Below are 19,401 nucleotides of genomic sequence, written 5' to 3'. Positions count from 1 at the left end.
ACACTACGCATTAACCATCTAAGCTCAATAGTTTTATTTCATGATTTGAGTCATTCATTTTTCAAAATTTCATGAAATACTTAAATTATTAAATTTAGAATCGCTGCTCATAGTTTGATATAGCTTGATAGGCCATGTATTTAGCATGATAAAATTGCATGATTTAGATGGATGTGTAATGATGATTGGCTTAACCATCTAAGGATAGATGTTACTCAGCTCCTTACAAGGAACGCACCTGCTATGTCAAAACAAACCTCTTATAAAGATGATACTCCTGAAGTAAATGCAGTCCCTCATCCATCTAAATTTCTCGATGGCAAGGCTATACCTGAGCCAATCAAACTTAATAAAAAAAATAATAAAGAGAAAACTGAATTCTCAAAGAGAATCGAAGATTTATTGACACATCTTGAGTTTGATTTGCATTCAGGGAAAATATGGTTCGGCGGTCAACGCATGATATTAAGCCATGCTCATGCCCTATGGCGTCTACGAGAGGATGTCGAGTCGACTTTGGGTAGCGATATTATGCAGCGGCTTTTTTTTCGTTACGGTCATTTTGCTGGGGAACAAGACGCTGAGATTAGTAAGAAATTACGGCCAGAAGGCAGTTGGAAAGAGGTGTTTTTATCTGGTCCACAGCTGCATGCCATACGCGGTATGGTGAAGGTCGTTCCTGATAAAATGAGTGTCGACTTCGACAACGGTAGATTCTTTGCAAGCTTTGATTGGTATAACTCTTTTGAAGCCGCTTATCATAAAAAGTTCCATGGGGTTTCAGATAAGCCGATATGTTTTAGCTCACTGGGTTACGCCAGCGGCTATACCAGCTCCTTCTTTGGCCGTCAGATTGCTTTTAAAGAAGTACAATGCGCGGCAATGGGTTTTGATCATTGTCGTATTGAAGGGCGACCATTAGAGGACTGGGAGGAAGAAACGGATCTTGAAAGGTTTTTCAACACTGAGCGCTTAAATACTGAACTGTTTGAGCGGCGCAGTAATTTTGATGAGATAAAAAGACAAAACCCTGATTTACGTATCAACCCTGAAGGATTTTTTTCTGCTATTGGTGAATCGCCTTCTTTTAAAAAGGCAACAGCGCTGATGAAAAAGGTCGCAAAAACCAAAGCGACTGTTTTATTGCAAGGAGAAACTGGGGTTGGTAAAGAGGTGTTTGCTCAAGCGCTCCACGATGCTAGTGATCGCAGAAGCAACCCTTTCATCGCTATAAACTGTGCCAGCATCCCTACCGATCTTATTGAGTCTGAGCTGTTTGGTGTTGAAAAAGGCGCTTTTACTGGCGCTACGCAATCTCGAAAAGGCAAAATTGAAGCGGCACATTTAGGGACACTCTTTTTGGATGAGGTTTTTGAGTTATCATCGCGGGCGCAAGCAGCTCTACTGCGCGTATTACAAGAAGGTATACTCAACCATGTCGGCAGCTACATTGATATAGCTGTTGATATTCGAGTGGTGGTAGCCACCAATGAGAATCTAAAACAGGCCGTAGCTCAAGGAAAGTTTCGTCAAGATTTATATTATCGATTAAACACTTTTCCTATCTACCTACCTCCTTTACGAGAGCGTAAGCAGGACATACTTCTACTAGCCAAGTTTTTCTTACATAAATATGCGGATATGTATCAAAAAAATATTCAAGGTTTTACAGATCAAGCGCGAGAATATCTGAGTTTATATAATTGGCCAGGCAATATACGAGAGCTACAAAACGTCACCGAGCGAGCGGTCATACTCAATGATAACCACAAGTGGATTGATGCTAGTGATTTACTTTTATCCAATATCGAAGATAATAATATGAATGATAATAAGCTTCGAATATCGGCTGAAAGTGGTGGTTTACAGCATTCTAGCATTGACGACCATAGTAATACCGCACTTGCCACCTTATTCCATGGTGGCTTTGATTTAGAAGTGTTTAACGACAAGCTTATTCGTGTCGCTTTAAGTCAGTGTGATGGTAATGTATCAAAGGCTGCACGACTCTTAAATATCAGCCGCGCAAAACTTGACTATCGACTACGCAAGCTCAATTAGCGGTGATTGTTATATGCAAAGTAACTAAAACTATAGTCAATCCCACTGACTTACTCGCTAGATTATCGCAAACAAGTACTAAAAAGCTTAGACGAGGGTATGACCCTTGCCGAGGCAGCTGAGTTTTATAACCTCAGCCCAACCACCATACAAAACTGGAAGCGGCGTGTTCATAGCAAAACAACCAGGCAAACCAAGCCCTATAAAATACCAGATGATGTGCTACTTAATGATGTCAAAGAACATCCTGATGATTACCAGTATGAGCGAGCACGTCGTTTGAACTGTAGTAAAACAGGCATTCATCATGCCCTAAAGTGCCTAGGCATCAGTCAAAAAAAAGACTTTAGAACATCTAAAAGCCTGTCCGATCAAAAGAGCGATATACCACAGTAAGCTTAATAGCTTTAGGCAGCAAGGCTATCCTATCGTTTATATATACGCGCGCGGCTTTGAGAGTCAAACCATTCGCTCTCATGGTTATGCACCGATTGGTAAGCCTTGTATCGATAGCTACAACTGGCAAGGTAAAAAGCGAACCAACGTTATCGGTGCTCTATATGAAAAGATGCTGTTTGCCCTAGATTACTTTGAGACAAACATCAACAGCATCGTCTTCTATCACTGGTGCAAACACAAGCTAATCCCAAGTCTTAAAACAAAATGCGTGATTGTGATGGATAATGCCAGATTTCATAAGAGCAAGCGTATTCAAAAGCTACTGAATAGACATGGTCATCGTATTTTATGGCTGCCACCGTACAGCCCTGATCTAAACTATCGAAAAGAAATGGGCTCAGGTGAAGTTTCTACGCCAAGGCTGGATGGAAAACGACTTATCCAAATTGTTCTATGATGTTTGTCCTAACCATAACAATTTTATTTTGAACTGACTATAGCGTTATGAATCTTTAATTTAGCTGACACAGAGTTTTGAACGTCCTCTACCTTTGATACATATTCTTTTCATCAATAAGTCGATACGATTAAGTAGACTTTAACTTATGATTAAATATTTTTTTAGCTACATTAACGAAATTATCAACGACGGTATAGTTTTCTTTTTTTCGGTATCTGAGAATAATTGGGCTAAAAGCAAACTCTTCACTTAGAGGAAGAAATACCAGATCTTTACTATAAAGATTAACCACCCCCTCATTCACTATTGTAATTCCAAATCCAGCCAACACTAATCCCAAAGCAGATTGAATATCACGTACAGGCTCAAATAAATTTGAGGGTGACATCATTTTGACTTCGAAAATTTCAAGAATAATTAATAGGAAATTTGGTTGTGGAGTATCAGGAAATAAAATCATCGGTTCATTAACGATATCTTCTAAAGACAGAGACTGGTTAACTTTTAGCTGTAACAGTGGATGCTCTTTGTATAAAGCAACATAAAGTTTTTCTTCTTTCAGAATAATACGCTCAATCTCGTGATCTATAATTTTAAGCCCACCAACTCCTATGTCAATCTTGCCGTTTTTTAATTCTTCAATCTGTTGAAGAGTATTCATGGCTTCGACATGAATGGAAATATCAGGATACTTTAATCGGTAATATTTGATGCATTCTGCCAGTTCGCTATACATGGCAGAACCAATAAATCCAATACGCAGTGTATTATTGGCTCCGCCAATTTGCTGAGTCATCTTCTTAAGATGCATTTCACTCTGCACAATTTTTTTAGAATTTTCATAGAAGTATTTACCTGCCTCTGTCAATTCTATGGATCGAGTATTACGTACCAATAACGACACTTCTAACTCTTCTTCCAAATTTTGTATAGCACGACTTAATGGTGGCTGAGCAATAAATAATTTTTCAGCCGCTTTTGTGAAACTCATCTCATCAGCTACAGCAATGAAATATTTCATTTGGCGAATATCCATATTGTGCGGCTGTCCTCTTAAAGATCAATAATAAGGTGCTGTGATTTTATTTTTGAACAGCAGGGTGTAAACATAGTCAAATGGTCTGTTTCATTTAAAATCATATCCTGATGATGTAACTCACCTCCGGTATAACGCAGCGTACATGTGCCACAAATACCCTGTTCACATGACATTGGTACTACATAACCTGCCTTATTTAAAACCTCGGCAATATTATCCGTTTGTAATAATGAAATTTTTTGACCTGTAGATGCAATTTCTATGATGTGTTCTTGGAAAGGAGCCAACTGCAATGCAGTATTAGTATTTTTAAAGCACTCTTTATGAATAAAAGGTTTAGTCCATTGCATTTTTAATGCCTGACTTTCAACATATTGAATAAAATGTGCAGAGCCACAAACATAAATGTGTGTATTGACTTTTTCTTGCTGTAAAACTGCTGCGATATCAAAGCCGTTAGTTTGTTGATTACCAATATAGGTCACATAATGGCTATTACGGTTCATGATATGAAATTCATCAATACGGTCAATAAATGGGATATTCGGCTGACGTATACAGTAATGTAAATCACATTTACGTTGATCGATAGCAAGGCTTGACCACATACTCAAAATAGGTGTAATGCCGATTCCACCTGCAATCAACAGAACTTTTTGGTCAGTATCATCGAGTTCAAATAGATTACGTGGTTCACTTATTTTAATAAGGTCGCCCACTCTAAGTTGCTCGTGAATATAACGAGATCCACCTAGTGATTGCGGCTCTTTTAAAACACCTATTTCGTAATATCTACGGTCTTGTAGTGGACTAATGAGTGAATATTGACGTACTTTGCCATGAGGAAAATGGAAGTCTATGTGCGCACCACTATTAAAATGAGGTAATAACTTGGTATGAATTGGAACAAGTTGAATACTTAGGATATTGTCAGATTCATAGCGCATTTGCTTTATGCGCACATCAATGATGTTATTCACATTCAATCCATATCTTCTACAGGGTTTAAAATTATGATTCGATATATCTTTATTAGGCCGTGTCCCTAATTCAAAAATGCGATAAAAAGTGCCAAACTACGCCTAAATTTATAGAATTTAGAACAGGAAAAAATGGCACGAATCGCATTGGCAGATGAATTCTAAAAGTCAGCCTATGATTCTCATTCTTCAAGTTTATAGCAACCCTTAACCCTGTATTTTCTTTCGAATGATTGAGATTTTTTTCATGATGAATATCCTTATTGATTTAATGCACATTGTACTGTATAAAATCAATTAGTTTAAAGGTCTAATTCTAGAACAGGAGAACGTGATCTAGAAACACAAATCATCATCCGTTGGTTACCTTGTTTCTCAGTATCACTTAAAACCATATCTAAGTGCTCAGGTTCACCACGAAGTACTCTGCATTCACATGCACCACAAATACCCGCACGGCAAGAAAATGGTACCTCTACGCCCTGCGCTTCGATTGCTTCCAAGATTGACTGCTCAGGTTTTACAAGAATGTCGCGTCCTGATTTTGCTAATTTTACGGTAAAGTCTGATATAGCCAGTTCTGTCTTATTCTCTGACGTATTCAGTTTCGGCGCATTAAACCATTCAAAATGTACTCTTTCTGCAATATCAGCTGAAGCCTCTTTGAGTGCTAGCATCAGTGGATTTGGACCACAGCAATAGATATGGGTATTTTCAGCATTATCTTGTACAATTTTTTGTAAATTCAACAAATCTGCTTGTTCATCATTGAAATGGAAATGAATATTTTTTTCCTGATTAAGCGCACATAGACTTTCATAAAATGCAGCACGTTGTCGATTTCGTACAGAATAATACAATGTCCATTTTTTTTGATGTGCAATACACCAATGAATCATCGAAAGAATTGGAGTAATCCCAATCCCTCCTGCAATGAAACAATATTGTTCAGCATCAACCAACTCAAAATGATTACGTGGTGTGCTTACGCTCAGCATATCACCAAGCTTTATCTTTTGATGAATAAAAGCTGAACCACCCTGGCTATTTGGATCCAAACTCACAGCAAATACATAACGATCAGTCTCTACAGATGAATTTAACAATGAGTAATGTCTCGTCAGTCCATTCGCAAGATAAATTTCTATATGCGACCCTGCTGTAAATGATGGAAGTGCTTGTTTCTTTTCATCTCTAAGCTCCAAGAGCAGGATACCTTTGGCTTCACATTGGATATCTGTCACTCTGAGCTTTAATTTTCCTACTGTCATAACCACCACCTCCTTTTAGTGGAATGAACGTGAAGTACTTCTCAACAAGTACTTCACGATGTATTGATAATATTTAAGCTTGATTTTGCTGTGTCTCTTGGCTAATCAGCTCTAAAAGTTTCTTACGTACACGTACAGGTGCAATATCATTTGACATTAATACTGGGTCTAAAGAGAAGAAATCGGTAGTTTCCATCTCTGTCTGTACGGCTTCAAGTAACGGTACGTCTTCATCTTCAAATGCACGATGCATATTCTGAATTTTCATCATATTAAAACTTGCATCTTCTTCGATATGATTACGACGTGTCGCAAAGAAATAGTGTGTTGTGGTATCAGTTTCAGGGGTGGTAGTATGTAAATCATATTGATTTAAATCATCTACGCCAAATTCTCCGTTTTGTACAGCAGCAACAGTAAGTTGAATATGCGAAGGTGCCGTCCATGTAATGTTAAAATATTGCTGAGCTGAGGCTTGTGGATCTGGTAACAATGGTGCAAAAATCATCATTGCAGGTTGTTGTTCCCATTCCCAACGTGCAGAAATACTATTAGATGTTTCTGTAACCTGTGGAATAATTGGTGACAGCTTGCCACGCGTTGTAATAATTTCACCATGTACATGATCGATATGACTTAAATCCATTACATTATCGGTTATGAGCTCAAAATTGCATTTTACATGCATATAGGTATGACCAACCGAATTTGGATGTCCTGACAATAGTTCGCTGTAATCTGGGATTAAATTTTCATCGGCGTTTTCTGCGTTACCCATCCAAATCCAAATAAAACCATAACGTTCTATCAAAGAAAAAGATTGTATTTTCGCCGCAGTTGGAATGTGACCTTTCCCGTGAGGATTATGTACACATTGACCAGTGCAATCAAATTTTAAAGCATGATATGGGCAAACCAATTGGTCGCCTTCTCTTCTCCCTAAACTTAAAGGTGCGAAACGATGAGGACAACGATCATGTAGCGCAACAGGCGTACCATCTTGAGTGCGATAAATTACCATGTTGATATTCATAATTTTGCGCTTAAATAGATTAAATGCATCAACCTCGGTTGAAAGCGCAGCAACATACCAGCATTCTTTTAAAAAAACATCCTCAGACTGCGTGTGCGTTTTAAAAATCATCTTATTCATTTAGCATCTCCTTGCTATATTGACAATATTTATTGAACTATTCCGTTTAGCTAATTACTTTATAAATGAGTTTAGAAACGTTTTCCAATATCAAATATCTCTTAATTGGATACTTTAAAGGTATTAATTCTAAATTGTAGATTTAACTAGGGTGTGTTGACAATTACCGTCAATGGATAATCGTCGCTGCTAAATAGATATTAGCAGCAAACGACTCATCCGTTTTTTCAGCACGCATGGCCATTTTCTTGAAATCTTTCAGCTTACAGAAGAAGTTCTCGATTAAATGACGCCACTTGTACATTTCTTTATCGAAATCTCGTTGCTTTAAACGCTCGTTGCTTTAAACGAGAGCGTTTAGGGGGTATGACCGCTTTGCTACCACGCTCTTTTCAGTCTAGCAGTAGCCAATCCGTGTCAAAGGCTCTATCAGCAAGCAATGCATCAAACTCTTTGTCTTTCATTAAAGGGTTAACGCCAGCCATGTCATGCTGTTGTCCTTTCAATAAAGTAAAATCAACAAGGTTGCCTCATGCATCAACCATTGCCATGATTTTAGTGGTCATACCGCCTCTTGATTTGTCAATTTCCTGATGGCAAGCCCCCCTTTTGCGCCTTGTCCATGACGATGTACCTTAACAATAGTGCCATCAATCTTGGCATACTCTAAATCTGAGTCATTCAGAGCATTAAATAGCTTGCTGAATCTATCGCTTTTTACCCATCGACGGTAGCGCTTATAAACACTGTTCCAGTTACCAAATTCAGGGGGTAAATCTCGCCACGGACTACCTGTTCGGACAATCCATAGAACAGCTTCGATAAATAGTCGATTATTTACGGCTGTTCTACCAACATCGGTCTCTTTACCTGCACAATACGGTTCTATCTTTGCCCACTGGGCATCACTTAGTGTTAATCTTGTCATAACAATATGATTATCAATTATTCTCTATATGTCAACACACCCTAAAATATCTTTATTTCAACCACATATAAATAAAGCCAGCTAGCAGCTAGCTTTTTTGATACCTTGAACTGAATACTTGTCCCTTACTGTTAAGTATCAGTAGATAGCAGCCATAACTATTTAGACTTTTAGAGAGTATCAATACTATTAATTTGATACTATTTTGATACTCTAAATTTATTGATACGCATATCTACTTGTTGATAGGTATATTTATCTTTTAATCCCATCCTTTAATGGGAAAGGCTTTCAGACAATAATTGCAGCTAATTATCGCCATCCATTGTGTATTGTTGTTGTAAAAAAAAGGACTCATAATCCTTTGGTCGTAGGTTCAAGTCCTACTGGGCCCACCATATTTAAGTTTTAATAAAAAAGACCTTCAAGAGATTGGAGGTCTTTTTTATTGTCTGTTGTTTTTTTAGTAAATAACAACTATGTGTATAAGCATAGATATAGGCACTTTATTCAAGCCTCTTCGCTGACAACGGATAATTATTGATAATTTTGTAGTGCTGTGTTTTTCAGACCTTTTACGAACTGCTACAGCGTAATGTACTAGTTTTAGACCCGAAAAGCCTAACTATTAATATAGATAGGCTTTTCTTAGGTAAACAGGTTTTCTACATCGTAGTTTAGGTTGACCGAGCTTTTGGTATTGTAGGGCTGGTTTTCGATATTGGCGCCATCGATAGCACGTAGTGACGGTATAGTACCTTTTACTAGCAGTACAGACAGATCATTGCCGTAATCGACGCCATAATCGGTATCTTGCTCGCTGTCATAATAAGTCGCCGCAAGATTCATGGTTTTGGTATCGCTAATATCAAAGCCAAGGTTGGCGTTGACGCCGATAGTATCGGTGTCTTGGTTGTCGGTTTGGTTGGCATCAGGGCTGATGCGGTCGCCATGACTGTCAAACTTGCCACCTGTGGTCTCGTAGTCTACATCGACATTACCATACACTCGCTCGCCGCCATATCCTAAGGTTTGTCCTACATGATAACCCAATGAGTCTGACTCAAAACCACGACTGCTACTGACACCGACTCTAGTCTGTCTGATAGGGCCATAACCTACCAAAGATTTGGTCACAAGGTTAATCAGGCCACCTGCTGCACCAGCACCGTAAATACTGGTGGCACCTGAGAGTACCTCTACCCGCTCAAGCTGCGCAGGATCGATACTATTTAGCTCGCGTGAAAGACTGCGTGAGCTGCTTAAAGGCACACCATTCAACAAGAACTGTACAGGACGCCCGTGCATGGTCGTGCCGTAGTTACTAACCGAGCCGCTGCTCACGCCAAGGCTGGGCACGAGCTGGGCTAAGATGTCCCCAACCGTGCGGTTACCTGTCGCCTGCGCCTGAATGTCCGCCTCATAAATCACTTGCGTGACAGCAGGCATTTCACTGATTTTCTGTGCCAGCGCTGTGCCTGTTTTGGCATTGGCACTAACTGTAATAGCATCTAAAGTCACACTAGGTACATCGCTTGATGATGCATTCGGGGTCGCCGCAGCGGTGGCCTGCACACCTGATGCACTTTGCACTGAATTGGTATTAGTTTGGGCGTATAACTGCTGGCTGATACAAAGGGTAAGAAGAGATAGAGCAACATGATGGTGGCTTTTCATAATTACTTCACTTAGGTTATTTCACTTAGTTGGATAGGTGGACAGTGATACGCGTTATATTTAGCAAATAATACTGTATGTACTAACTTTGTGAATGACATTCTAAATGATAATGATTTTTATTTCTATAAGTATTTACAAATAGGTTTTTATAAGTAGCGAGTGACCATGTTGACTGACTTACTGCAATTACCGTCCGTTTCTTTGGTAAATTTGGCGAAATGGTTAGACAGTGACATAAGCGGCTTGTCTCAAAGTTTGTTCAAATAAATAGATAAAAGGGATAAGCCTTCAAGCAGATCGTCATTGACACCGGTAATCTACATGCTGACCAACTATGAAGTTGATCGTTATGGCGCGCGGGGTAATTTGCAGGCAGAAGGAAGTGTGAACAATAGCATCAACGCGATTATCACCAGTATTTCTTGGATAGCGCTTGCTATGCCAACATCACTACCTGCGGCTAGTAGCTGCGCGCTTCGACTATGGATATAAAGGGTTGTCAACGTGATAACGATGGTAGAGATGATACGGCGACTGATATTATTGAGTGCAGCTCCCTCAGTGACCGAGTCTTTAGGTAAGCTACTAAAACCCACTGTGGTGGTTGGCAGATACGCCAAACCCACGCCGACACCGCGCACACTCATCGTCAATATGAGTAGCCAAAGTGTGGGCTGATACAAGCACCATGCCAGCATCAAGGTAGACAGCGCACTAATCGCAATTCCTACGATGCCAATCCCTCTGGCACCTTGCTTATCTACCATCTTGCCAGCGTAATGCGTGGTGATACTGGCCACGATCGTCGCGACCATCAGGACAACACCTGTCCATAAAGCACTCTCGCCCATCACATCTTGGATTAACACAGGCAATAGCAATAGACACAACATCAAACCGACTGTTTGGGTAATGCTGATGATATTACTGTGCAAATAGGTTTTATTACGGAACAAGCGCACGTTTAATAATGGATGTTTCTGCCGCCGCTCATATGCCCACCAAACCATCGCGGACAGCAAGAATCCGACAGACAACAAACCCAACGTGGCTATCTTTAATAGGCCGTCACTGCTGAGCAATCCACTAGTGAAGTCTATCTTCAGCGTGCTCAGCCAAACCATCATCGCAAGCAGCCAAGTGAGTAAGCTGATAAACCCGATGGTATCGAAAGGGCTTTTTTCATCATGTGAGCTCATATCAGGTATTAACCACCATACCATCGCCATGACCGCGATACTAAGTGGTAACGTAATGGCAAACAGTGTCCACCACGCAAACTGCTCAACCAAATAAGCACCGACCAAAGGGCCAAACGCCAACGACATCATAATAACAATGCTCCATAGCGCCATTACTTTGCCGTGCTGCTGCTGCGGATAAATCTGATACAGCATACCAATAGACAGTGGGATTATCAGACCGCCACTCAGTCCTTGTATGGCTCTGGCAATGATGACAAAGCTCATACTAGACGCCAGCATCCCAATGACTGAGCCCAGCATAAATCCAAAAATTGCCGCCAAATAAACATGCTTAAAAGGAAACTTTTTGTTTAAGTAGCCGCTTAGCATCAGCCCCACACTCATGGCCAATACATAAGCATTTAGCACCCAGCCGCCCATCACAATATCGACATCAAACACCGACATAAAAACAGCAATGGCTGGATTAAGCGCACTATTGCTAAAGCTGACAACCGTACCGCCGAGTAATAGCGTCAGTAATACCTGCTGTACTTGTTTGTTGCTCAAGCCATCACTACTACTCTGAGAGGTTTCGTTTATAGAAGACTCATTTGTAGATACCTTGTTTATAGGGGCTTTATTTATAGGGGCGTTGCTCATTAAGCAGTGGCACCATAAAATTGGGTGATGGTCAGCATGACTTGTTCCTAGTTATTATTTTGCTAGCCTGCCGAGCACGTCATCCAATCTAGCTGAAACTTAACATCGTTATTCTTATCAAACTGCTGATCAAGTAAGGTTCGATACGCTTCTGCTAAATAAAGTCAAAATTATAGGCTATTCAATGCTTGCAGACATGAACTACCTACTTGCTGAAGCTGGCACCTTACGAATGAGCCATAAGAAGTAGCCACCACCGATAATCGCCGCAATCGTGCCAGCAGGCAGCTCATAAGGGAAAATAACATAACGGCCAATCCAATCCGCTATCACCATCACCCCTGCCCCTAAGAGTGCAGCTAGTGGCAATTGCCGTTCAAGCTTCACAGCTCCCAGTGAAGTAGCCAAATGTGGCACCATCAAACCAATAAAGCTCAATGGGCCAACGGCAAGCGTACTGGCCGTGCTAAGCGCTGCTACTAATGCCAATAACGACAAAGTCACTGGTGTAACTGCCACACCTAGATTACGTGCCACACCTGTGCCTAAACCAAGGACACGCAAAGGCTTAATCAGCAGTAGACTGAGTGCAAATAAGATAGATGCAATACCAATGAGATACCATACTGTACTGGGCTGCGTGCTATAAGTTGTCCCTGACAGCCAGCTGAGCATCGCTTCTAGACGCGGATCTCCTGAAAGCTTGACCATATGCATCACCCCATCCATCATGGCGGCAATGCCTATACCTACTAACAATAAATAACCTGAGCTGACCCTGCGTGCCAGCCAAATAATCAATAGCAGCACGGCCATCGCTCCTGACAGTCCTGAAACCAGCAACGTCCCTGCTCCCGCATATAGCCCTAAACTTGGTAATAATAAAAACCCTAAAATAACCCCCAATGCAGCACCTGAACTGACACCTAGCACCTCAGGACTGGCCATAGGGTTACGCGTTAAGGTTTGCAGTAGCACACCGGCGACTGCCAACATCAAGCCTGTTGCTGCAGCACTCAAACTGCGAGGCAAGCGGTACTGCTGCGTGAGCGCCCAGTCCGTACTGAGCCCCCAACCATTGATATCTTGTACAAAAAGACAAGCCAGCATGATGATAGCGATCACACCAACGCCCCATCGCCAAAAGGCAATAGATGTATGCTTACCCGCAAGCATCGGCGTCACTGTCTCTATCCGCGCGCGGCGCTGACGCAAAATCAGCCAAATAATCAGCGGCGCACCCAAGATACCTGTCATGGCACCAGCTGGAATCTGCATATCGAGCATTGGCTCAAGCAGTAACGCGACATTACTGGTCAACAATAACAGCAGCGCCCCCAACCCAAAGGCAGTGGCCAAACGCTTACCAATCGCGGAGATGCCCAGCGCATTGACCAAACTTGCCGCACCAAGACCAATGAAACCAATTAAACCAACTTCACTAATCACTAAAGCGGTCACAACGGCGACTACCAATACAACCAGTGCCCGAATCCCATTAATAGGCACACCCAAACGTTTGGCCTGCGTGTCATCTAGACTCATTAGCGTTAATGGTTTCAATAGTGGCAGACATACAACCGCCATCAAAATAGCAGTGATGACTAGCGCGATACTGGTATGCCAGCTGTTTTGTGCCAAAAACCCAGCCGCCCATGACAGCATGCCATTACTACGCTCAGCAAAAAACAGTACTAGAACATTGGCTACTGCGGCCAGCAAAATATTGACGACCAAACCGGCCAATATCAAAATTAATGGATTAAATCGACTGGGTGCTGATAAGGCAAACACCAGACCCATACTAATGATAGCTCCTACAAAGGCTACATAAAGTCCGCCATAAATTGCCAAGCTTGGCAAAAACAACGTGACGATAAGCATGGCCAACTGTGCACCCACGCCCACACCTAGCGTTGTATCTGATGCTAATGGGTTTTTTACCAATTGCTGTAGTAAAATACTGACCACGCCTAATAGCCCGCCAGCCAACAACGCCACTACGCTGGTTGCCACTATATGTAGCTGTATCGCCATACTGGCAATATCTAATTGCGAGCTTGGTATAAGCAAGTCACTCAGTGGGCGCGTCCATTGCTGATCTAGCAACGCCCAGCTACTCCATAATGACAAAGCCGCTAATCCGATGAGCATGACCCATAGTCGCCAAGACATACTGGCAAATAAAGAAGTTTGGGGACTGGGTTGATTCGGTGGCTGATTCAATGATGATGAATGTTTCGATGACGTTGATGAGGGTTTTGAAACCGTTGCTGCTTGAGAGGCTAATGTTATCGTGTGAGCACTGTCGTTATGAGAACTGTCGGCGTGGTTATTGATATTATTGTTTTTGTTGTGAGTGTCTGCATTGGTGCTCATAGTACGTCCCCGCCTTTTAGTGAAACTTCTGACAAGTTATCTGCTAAGCTGACCAATGATGACATCCCGCCATAAATCCATACTGGTGGTAGCTCTCCCACACAGCGGGTCTTGCCATAACCTAGGCGCTGCCAAATCAAGCTATCATCAATTTCAGCTCGAGTGATTGGGCTTAGTGGATCGATAATTAATAAACAAGTCTCATCATCTAATTGCGCCAAATCTCCCATTCGTATCGGCACAAACCCCCACTGATTACCCTTGCCCAATACCACAAGCTCTCTATCCATCTGCTCTAACGCAGGCTGAAATAAACTATTTGCCACATACATACGCATGTTATTGGCATCTGCAAACTGTACCACTGCGAATTTCTTGGCTTTTGGATAGCGCTGCTTGAATTGCTGACTGGCCAGCTGTATGTCTTTCTGACTTTGTACAATATAGTCCTCAGCCATCTTCGGGTTGTCGATCAGCATGCCAAGCTCCCGCGTCGGCTCGGTATAGTCAGCCCAAGTTGCTGTCTCTCCTTTTGCCGCAGACATCACAGATTCTGCAGGGACATCGCCATATAAGTTACGTGCATGCTCATAAAAATAATTATCTATGACCATATCGACAGGCAGTTGGGCGATTAGCTCAGCATTGGGCTGATAACGGATTCCTAAGTCCGTGATCGATGTTGGCAGTTTGGGACTACCCACCCATCTATCCCAAACCCTGACATCACCTGTCGCAATTGGTGCATGCCCCATCGCCGTCAAAGTCGCTGCATTACCCCAGTCAGGAGAAACGATATTCATTCTATCGCTGTGACTGTTTTCTGCTTCTGAGGTAGCAGTTGTTTGCGTGGATGTCTGACTATTACAGGCCGTCAATACCAAGCACAATGCGAGGGCGAACCATTTCAATGTTGTCATTACTGATACTGACGTAACTATTGGAAGTTTCGATAATTTATCTATATAAAAAACGGGAGGCATAGAAGCGTATCTTTGTAGGCGAATTAAAAAGAAAGAAGGAGCAGAAACCAAACGTTAAGCGACTGCGACAGGCTGTCCAGTAATAGGATGACTGAGCAACTGCATATCGACATTAAAGATATCGTGTAGCACGGTAGGTTGCATGGTACTGGCGATATCGCCATTGTGACATATTTGGCCATTTTTCAGCGCGATGACTCGATCGGCATATTGCGCTGCCAAATTAATATCATGGATAATAATTACCACGCTCAAGCCTTGCTCATCCACCAAACGACGAATTAGCTGAATGACCTCGATTTGATAATGCATATCAAGCGCAGCAAGTGGCTCATCGAGCAATAGGTAACGGGTATCTTGTGCCAGACACATCGCAAGCCACGCACGAGCGCGCTCACCACCTGATAGTGTGGCAGTAATTCGATCAGCAAACGCTTCGGTTTGAGTCACTTTTAATGCTTGCGCGACTTTGTCTTTATCTATTTGAGTTGGCTTTTGCAGCCATTTTTGATGGGGATAGCGCCCTAGCATGACTAGCTCACGCACCGTGAATCCAGCAGCTTCTGGCAATTGCTGCGGCAAATATGCCATTTGCCGCGCTAACTCCTTACTGCCGTAGTCATTGATACTGTGCTCATCTAAAGTGACATTGCCGCTACTACTTGCCATCTCACCCGCTAGCGCCTTGATCAAAGTCGACTTGCCAGACCCATTATGCCCAACCAAAGCCACCAGTTGATTGGTATCAATCTCACAAGTCACGTTGTCTAATAGAGTATTTCCTTGACGGCTGATAGTCAGCTGGTTTGCACGTAGCATATAAGCACTCATTGTTGATAAAAATAATATGTCATAAAAATGATGGTTCATCGGCCATCGGTTGTAGACCAATTTTTGACGATCAAACCACAATAAAAATTGATTTTACTCGTAAATGATAACAAAAACAATTATCATTAACTATAAACTCATTCACTTTAATTTCAACGCTCTGTTGATTGCGAGTATTTATATGACCAACCTTCTTTTAGCTACTACAGAAAACACTGATAACCAAAACAGCCAATACACTTCTCTAAACGATCCTGAAATAGCAAGTGTGGTCGCTCATATTAATGAAGAGCACCTCGACGAACTGCTTGGATTTTTGAGTGCATTTACCTCATTATCTACCGCCGAATCGGATCTGGTCGATGCCCAAATAACTGATATTTATGCTGAAGGTATTGCCATACAGACTTGTCCAAAAGGCGTAGAGAATCAATCAACTGACGCTCAAAATAACTCGCTTCATAACCAGACTTTCTTTATCGCTTTTGCTGCACCTATCTCCCAGCTTGATGATTTGCAAGCCCAATATATCTTGCTAAAACAAAGAGCAGATAAAAAGCTAGGCAAAAAAACAATCAAACTGACCAAGCAAGTATTTGATGTGCAAAGTAGTTATAGAGTCAGCAAAAATATGCTGCGCCTTGAATTGAGCATGCCGTCATTAAATAGTGATACGCCATTAAATAATACCGCTCAGTTAAGTAATGCTAAGGGCGTCACAAGCTCGACGTCAGTACCTACCAACGAAGCGGGTTACGCTTACTTGTTTGATTTAGAGCACAATGCAATGACCGATGCATTGATGACTGACAGCACTGATGGCAATAAAGCTAGTGACTATAAAACTAATGGTAGCAATAAGGAAAACGTACGCCCTGCTCGTCCTCACTGCTATTACACTTTGAGAAAAGCATGGCAAGCTGATAATGGAATACGAGCATGGGTCGATGTTTTTTTGCATGGAGATACACCAGGTGGCAACTGGGCAGCAGCACTACAAGCGGGCGAGACCGTCGTTACAAAACGAGAGTTTCCAGAAAAGGTAGAGCACTTACGAAACGGTCAAGCGGTACTGATTGTCGATGAGACCTCGATGCCAACGGCAGCACGACTGCTGGAGCTATGGAACAACCCTACGCCACCATTGGTCGTTTGTGTGACGCAAGATGCAGGCGATCAAAGCTATTTTGATACTGTAAAAATGCGCAGTGGCATTGATTGCGATACTGAAAACAATGGTAACGACCACTTTACCATATTGCCTATAGTGACCAATCAGGTTAACTCAGGGGCAGATTTAGCCACGCTAATCGACAGAGAGTTAGGCGACTATTTGACTAATAACCCTCTACAAATTGATAAAATTTGGGGAGCACTAGAAGCAAATACTGCCAAAGCATTGCGCCCATTACTGAAAGACCTACTTGGACTAAGTCGTACCGATGTCGTGGTAAAGGTCTACTGGCGTCACGATTAGTTTAGCCTTATAAAATGAAACTCAAAACCTACCCTTATCAAAACTTATCCTATATATAGTGGATGCTACTGACGCATCCACTATTAATGTTTGCAGCAACGAATGCATGTAGGGTATAGTTTTCATTTTGAACGTTTAATCAATATAAACTATAGGCAGATAGCCTTATCGCTAGGATTACCAGTGATAGTCGAGTAGCACTAAGAGACCCACCTTTAATAGATTGTCTAACACCAGTGCCAGAATGCACTGTTATTTTTCTAAACCAAGGATGATATATGAAAAAACTCAGGACGCCTGATTCGTATTTTGCTAACTTGCAAGATTACGATTTTGAACCGAATTATTTGATGGTCGATGATACAGAGGGTGGCGAGCTGCGCGTACACTACCTTGATGAAGGCCCAAGCGATGCCGACCCTATCTTGTTATTACATGGCGAACCTTCTTGGGCGTATCTGTATCGTAAAGTCATTCCAATACTAACAGCAGCAGGACACCGCGTTATCGCGCCAGACCTTCCTGGTTTTGGACGTTCAGACAAACCTGCATCGCGTACTGATTACACTTATCAGCGCCATGTCGATTGGATGCAATCGGTACTTGATCAATTAGATTTAAAAAATATCACACTGTTTTGTCAAGATTGGGGCGGTTTAATCGGCCTACGCTTAGTAGCAGCGCATCCTGATAAATTCGATCGCGTCGCAGCAGGCAACACGATGCTACCGACTGGAGATCATGATCCTGGCGAAGGTTTTCGCAAGTGGCAGAAGTTCTCTCAGGAGACGCCGCAGTTCAATGTAGCAGGCACCATCAAAAGCGGCACCACAACGACATTGTCTCAAGCCGTACTGGATGCTTACGATGCACCCTTCCCTGATGAGTCCTATAAAGAAGGTGCTAGACAGTTTCCTATCCTAGTGCCCACGACACCAGATGATCCTGCTTCAGAAAACAACCGTGCAGCTTGGGTCGTGCTAAGCAAATGGAGCAAGCCATTTATTACACTGTTTAGTGATTCCGACCCTGTAACTGGGGGCGGCGATCGCATCATGCAAAAGCTAATTCCTGGTACCAAAGGCCAAAATCATACGACTATCACTAACGGTGGTCATTTCCTACAAGAAGACCAAGGTGAAACGTTGGCTGAGCTTCTACTGAAATTCATCAATGACAATCCGAAAGCACAGTAATAGATAACAAAAACCCTGATTGCTAATGTACTAGCAATCAGGGTTTTTAGTAATACTATGATGATTGGTCAACGACAAAATATACGAGCTGTCATAATCAGATTATACAACTTTGCTATACGATATTTTTAAAAATATCATCGATATATTTTTCTACTGCATCATTGTCGTTAGTGACTTGCGCATAAGTCCTGAGACCTATAATTTGAATTTGGAAATAACGCGCCAGCTCAACGGGATCTTTTTCTGCGCTAATCTCACCGCTATCAATGGCTTGTCCAAAGAGCACAGCAAACGATGCCTCTATACCTTCTAAGATATTCGTTGCATGTGCGAGCAAATCTGGACTATCATTTTGAGTAAGCTCAGCGACTGTCTTGACGATCATGCACATACCGCTAGGCGCAGTAGCACTATTACAGACAATCACCGTATGGATAAAATGTTTTAAGCCATCTAGCACTGTGTCTTTTTGCTCAATACAGTCGGCCAATCTCTTGGCACCATCTGCAGCATAGCGATTCAGTGACTCTGTAAATAGTTTATCTTTACTACCGAAAGCTGCATAAATACTACCTGGATGCATATTCACCACATCTTGCAAATTGCGCATTGATGTCGCGTGATAGCCTTTTTCCCAATAGAGGTTTTTTGCTTTTTCGATCACATCCTCACGATTGAACTTTATCGGAGCACTCATAATTTTCACCTTAATAA

General features: G+C 41.9%; 15 protein-coding genes and 1 pseudogene. 5 read left to right on the top strand and 11 right to left on the bottom strand.

What is annotated here, in order from left to right:
- The first annotated feature begins 243 nt into the window (after positions 1-243).
- From JMX63_RS09305 to JMX63_RS14680, 3 genes are all read left to right on the top strand, one after another.
- Positions 244-2,061 (top strand): sigma-54-dependent Fis family transcriptional regulator, encoded by a 1,818-nt coding sequence (locus JMX63_RS09305; RefSeq protein WP_102091435.1) that lies wholly within the window; start codon positions 244-246, stop codon positions 2,059-2,061.
- Between the two features lie 99 nt (positions 2,062-2,160).
- On the top strand, positions 2,161-2,457 hold the full coding sequence (locus JMX63_RS09300) for an IS630 transposase-related protein (RefSeq protein ID WP_320157865.1): 297 nt from the start codon (positions 2,161-2,163) through the stop codon (positions 2,455-2,457).
- Positions 2,432-2,917 carry a transposase gene (locus tag JMX63_RS14680; protein ID WP_201572146.1) on the top strand — a complete coding sequence of 162 codons (486 nt, stop codon included), beginning with the start codon at positions 2,432-2,434 and terminating at the stop codon, positions 2,915-2,917. The genes JMX63_RS09300 and JMX63_RS14680 overlap by 26 nt, the downstream gene beginning before the upstream one ends.
- A gap of 130 nt (positions 2,918-3,047) precedes the next feature.
- Here the strand turns inward: JMX63_RS14680 and JMX63_RS09290 are convergent, their stop codons facing one another.
- The 10 genes and pseudogenes from JMX63_RS09290 to JMX63_RS09245 form a co-directional block, all read right to left on the bottom strand.
- A complete protein-coding gene (locus JMX63_RS09290; RefSeq protein ID WP_102091433.1) occupies positions 3,048-3,956 on the bottom strand; it encodes a LysR family transcriptional regulator in 909 nt (302 codons plus the stop codon).
- A 17-nt stretch (positions 3,957-3,973) separates the two neighbouring features.
- Entirely contained in the window at positions 3,974-4,939 is a 966-nt protein-coding gene (locus JMX63_RS09285) for a PDR/VanB family oxidoreductase (protein ID WP_201572143.1), read from the bottom strand.
- A gap of 302 nt (positions 4,940-5,241) precedes the next feature.
- Complete coding sequence (locus JMX63_RS09280) at positions 5,242-6,210, bottom strand: PDR/VanB family oxidoreductase (RefSeq protein WP_201572142.1); 969 nt, start codon at positions 6,208-6,210, stop codon at positions 5,242-5,244.
- 73 nt (positions 6,211-6,283) lie between these two features.
- Positions 6,284-7,363, bottom strand: coding sequence for an aromatic ring-hydroxylating dioxygenase subunit alpha (locus tag JMX63_RS09275; RefSeq protein WP_201572141.1), 1,080 nt, complete (start codon positions 7,361-7,363; stop codon positions 6,284-6,286).
- 169 nt (positions 7,364-7,532) lie between these two features.
- A pseudogene (locus JMX63_RS09270) lies at positions 7,533-8,291 on the bottom strand (IS5 family transposase).
- 648 nt (positions 8,292-8,939) lie between these two features.
- The gene (locus JMX63_RS09265; protein WP_201572140.1) at positions 8,940-9,968 is read right to left on the bottom strand and encodes a TonB-dependent receptor plug domain-containing protein; all 1,029 of its coding nucleotides are present in this window, start codon (positions 9,966-9,968) and stop codon (positions 8,940-8,942) included.
- Between the two features lie 350 nt (positions 9,969-10,318).
- Positions 10,319-11,818, bottom strand: coding sequence for an MFS transporter (locus JMX63_RS09260; protein WP_201572139.1), 1,500 nt, complete (start codon positions 11,816-11,818; stop codon positions 10,319-10,321).
- A gap of 201 nt (positions 11,819-12,019) precedes the next feature.
- Entirely contained in the window at positions 12,020-14,197 is a 2,178-nt protein-coding gene (fhuB, locus tag JMX63_RS09255; protein ID WP_102094452.1) for a Fe(3+)-hydroxamate ABC transporter permease FhuB, read from the bottom strand.
- Complete coding sequence (locus JMX63_RS09250; protein ID WP_227673300.1) at positions 14,194-15,117, bottom strand: ABC transporter substrate-binding protein; 924 nt, start codon at positions 15,115-15,117, stop codon at positions 14,194-14,196. Before JMX63_RS09250 ends, fhuB begins: the two co-directional genes overlap by 4 nt.
- 117 nt (positions 15,118-15,234) lie before the next feature.
- Positions 15,235-15,999, bottom strand: coding sequence for an ABC transporter ATP-binding protein (locus JMX63_RS09245; protein WP_101205244.1), 765 nt, complete (start codon positions 15,997-15,999; stop codon positions 15,235-15,237).
- Between the two features lie 193 nt (positions 16,000-16,192).
- Here JMX63_RS09245 and JMX63_RS09240 point away from each other — a divergent pair, with 193 nt between their 5' ends.
- Both JMX63_RS09240 and JMX63_RS09235 read left to right on the top strand, forming a co-directional pair.
- Positions 16,193-17,488, top strand: coding sequence for a siderophore-interacting protein (locus tag JMX63_RS09240; RefSeq protein ID WP_201572138.1), 1,296 nt, complete (start codon positions 16,193-16,195; stop codon positions 17,486-17,488).
- Between the two features lie 278 nt (positions 17,489-17,766).
- Positions 17,767-18,684 (top strand): haloalkane dehalogenase, encoded by a 918-nt coding sequence (locus JMX63_RS09235; protein WP_102094449.1) that lies wholly within the window; start codon positions 17,767-17,769, stop codon positions 18,682-18,684.
- Positions 18,685-18,799: 115 nt separating this feature from the next.
- Here the strand turns inward: JMX63_RS09235 and JMX63_RS09230 are convergent, their stop codons facing one another.
- Complete coding sequence (locus JMX63_RS09230; RefSeq protein WP_101205246.1) at positions 18,800-19,384, bottom strand: TetR/AcrR family transcriptional regulator; 585 nt, start codon at positions 19,382-19,384, stop codon at positions 18,800-18,802.
- Positions 19,385-19,401 lie beyond the last annotated feature (17 nt).

The sequence above is a fragment of the Psychrobacter nivimaris genome (assembly GCF_904846365.1).
GTDB classification, from domain to species: Bacteria; Pseudomonadota; Gammaproteobacteria; order Pseudomonadales; family Moraxellaceae; genus Psychrobacter; species Psychrobacter nivimaris_B.
The sequence above is the reverse complement of the archived record's forward strand: the minus strand, read 5'-3'. Positions and strand labels throughout refer to the sequence as shown.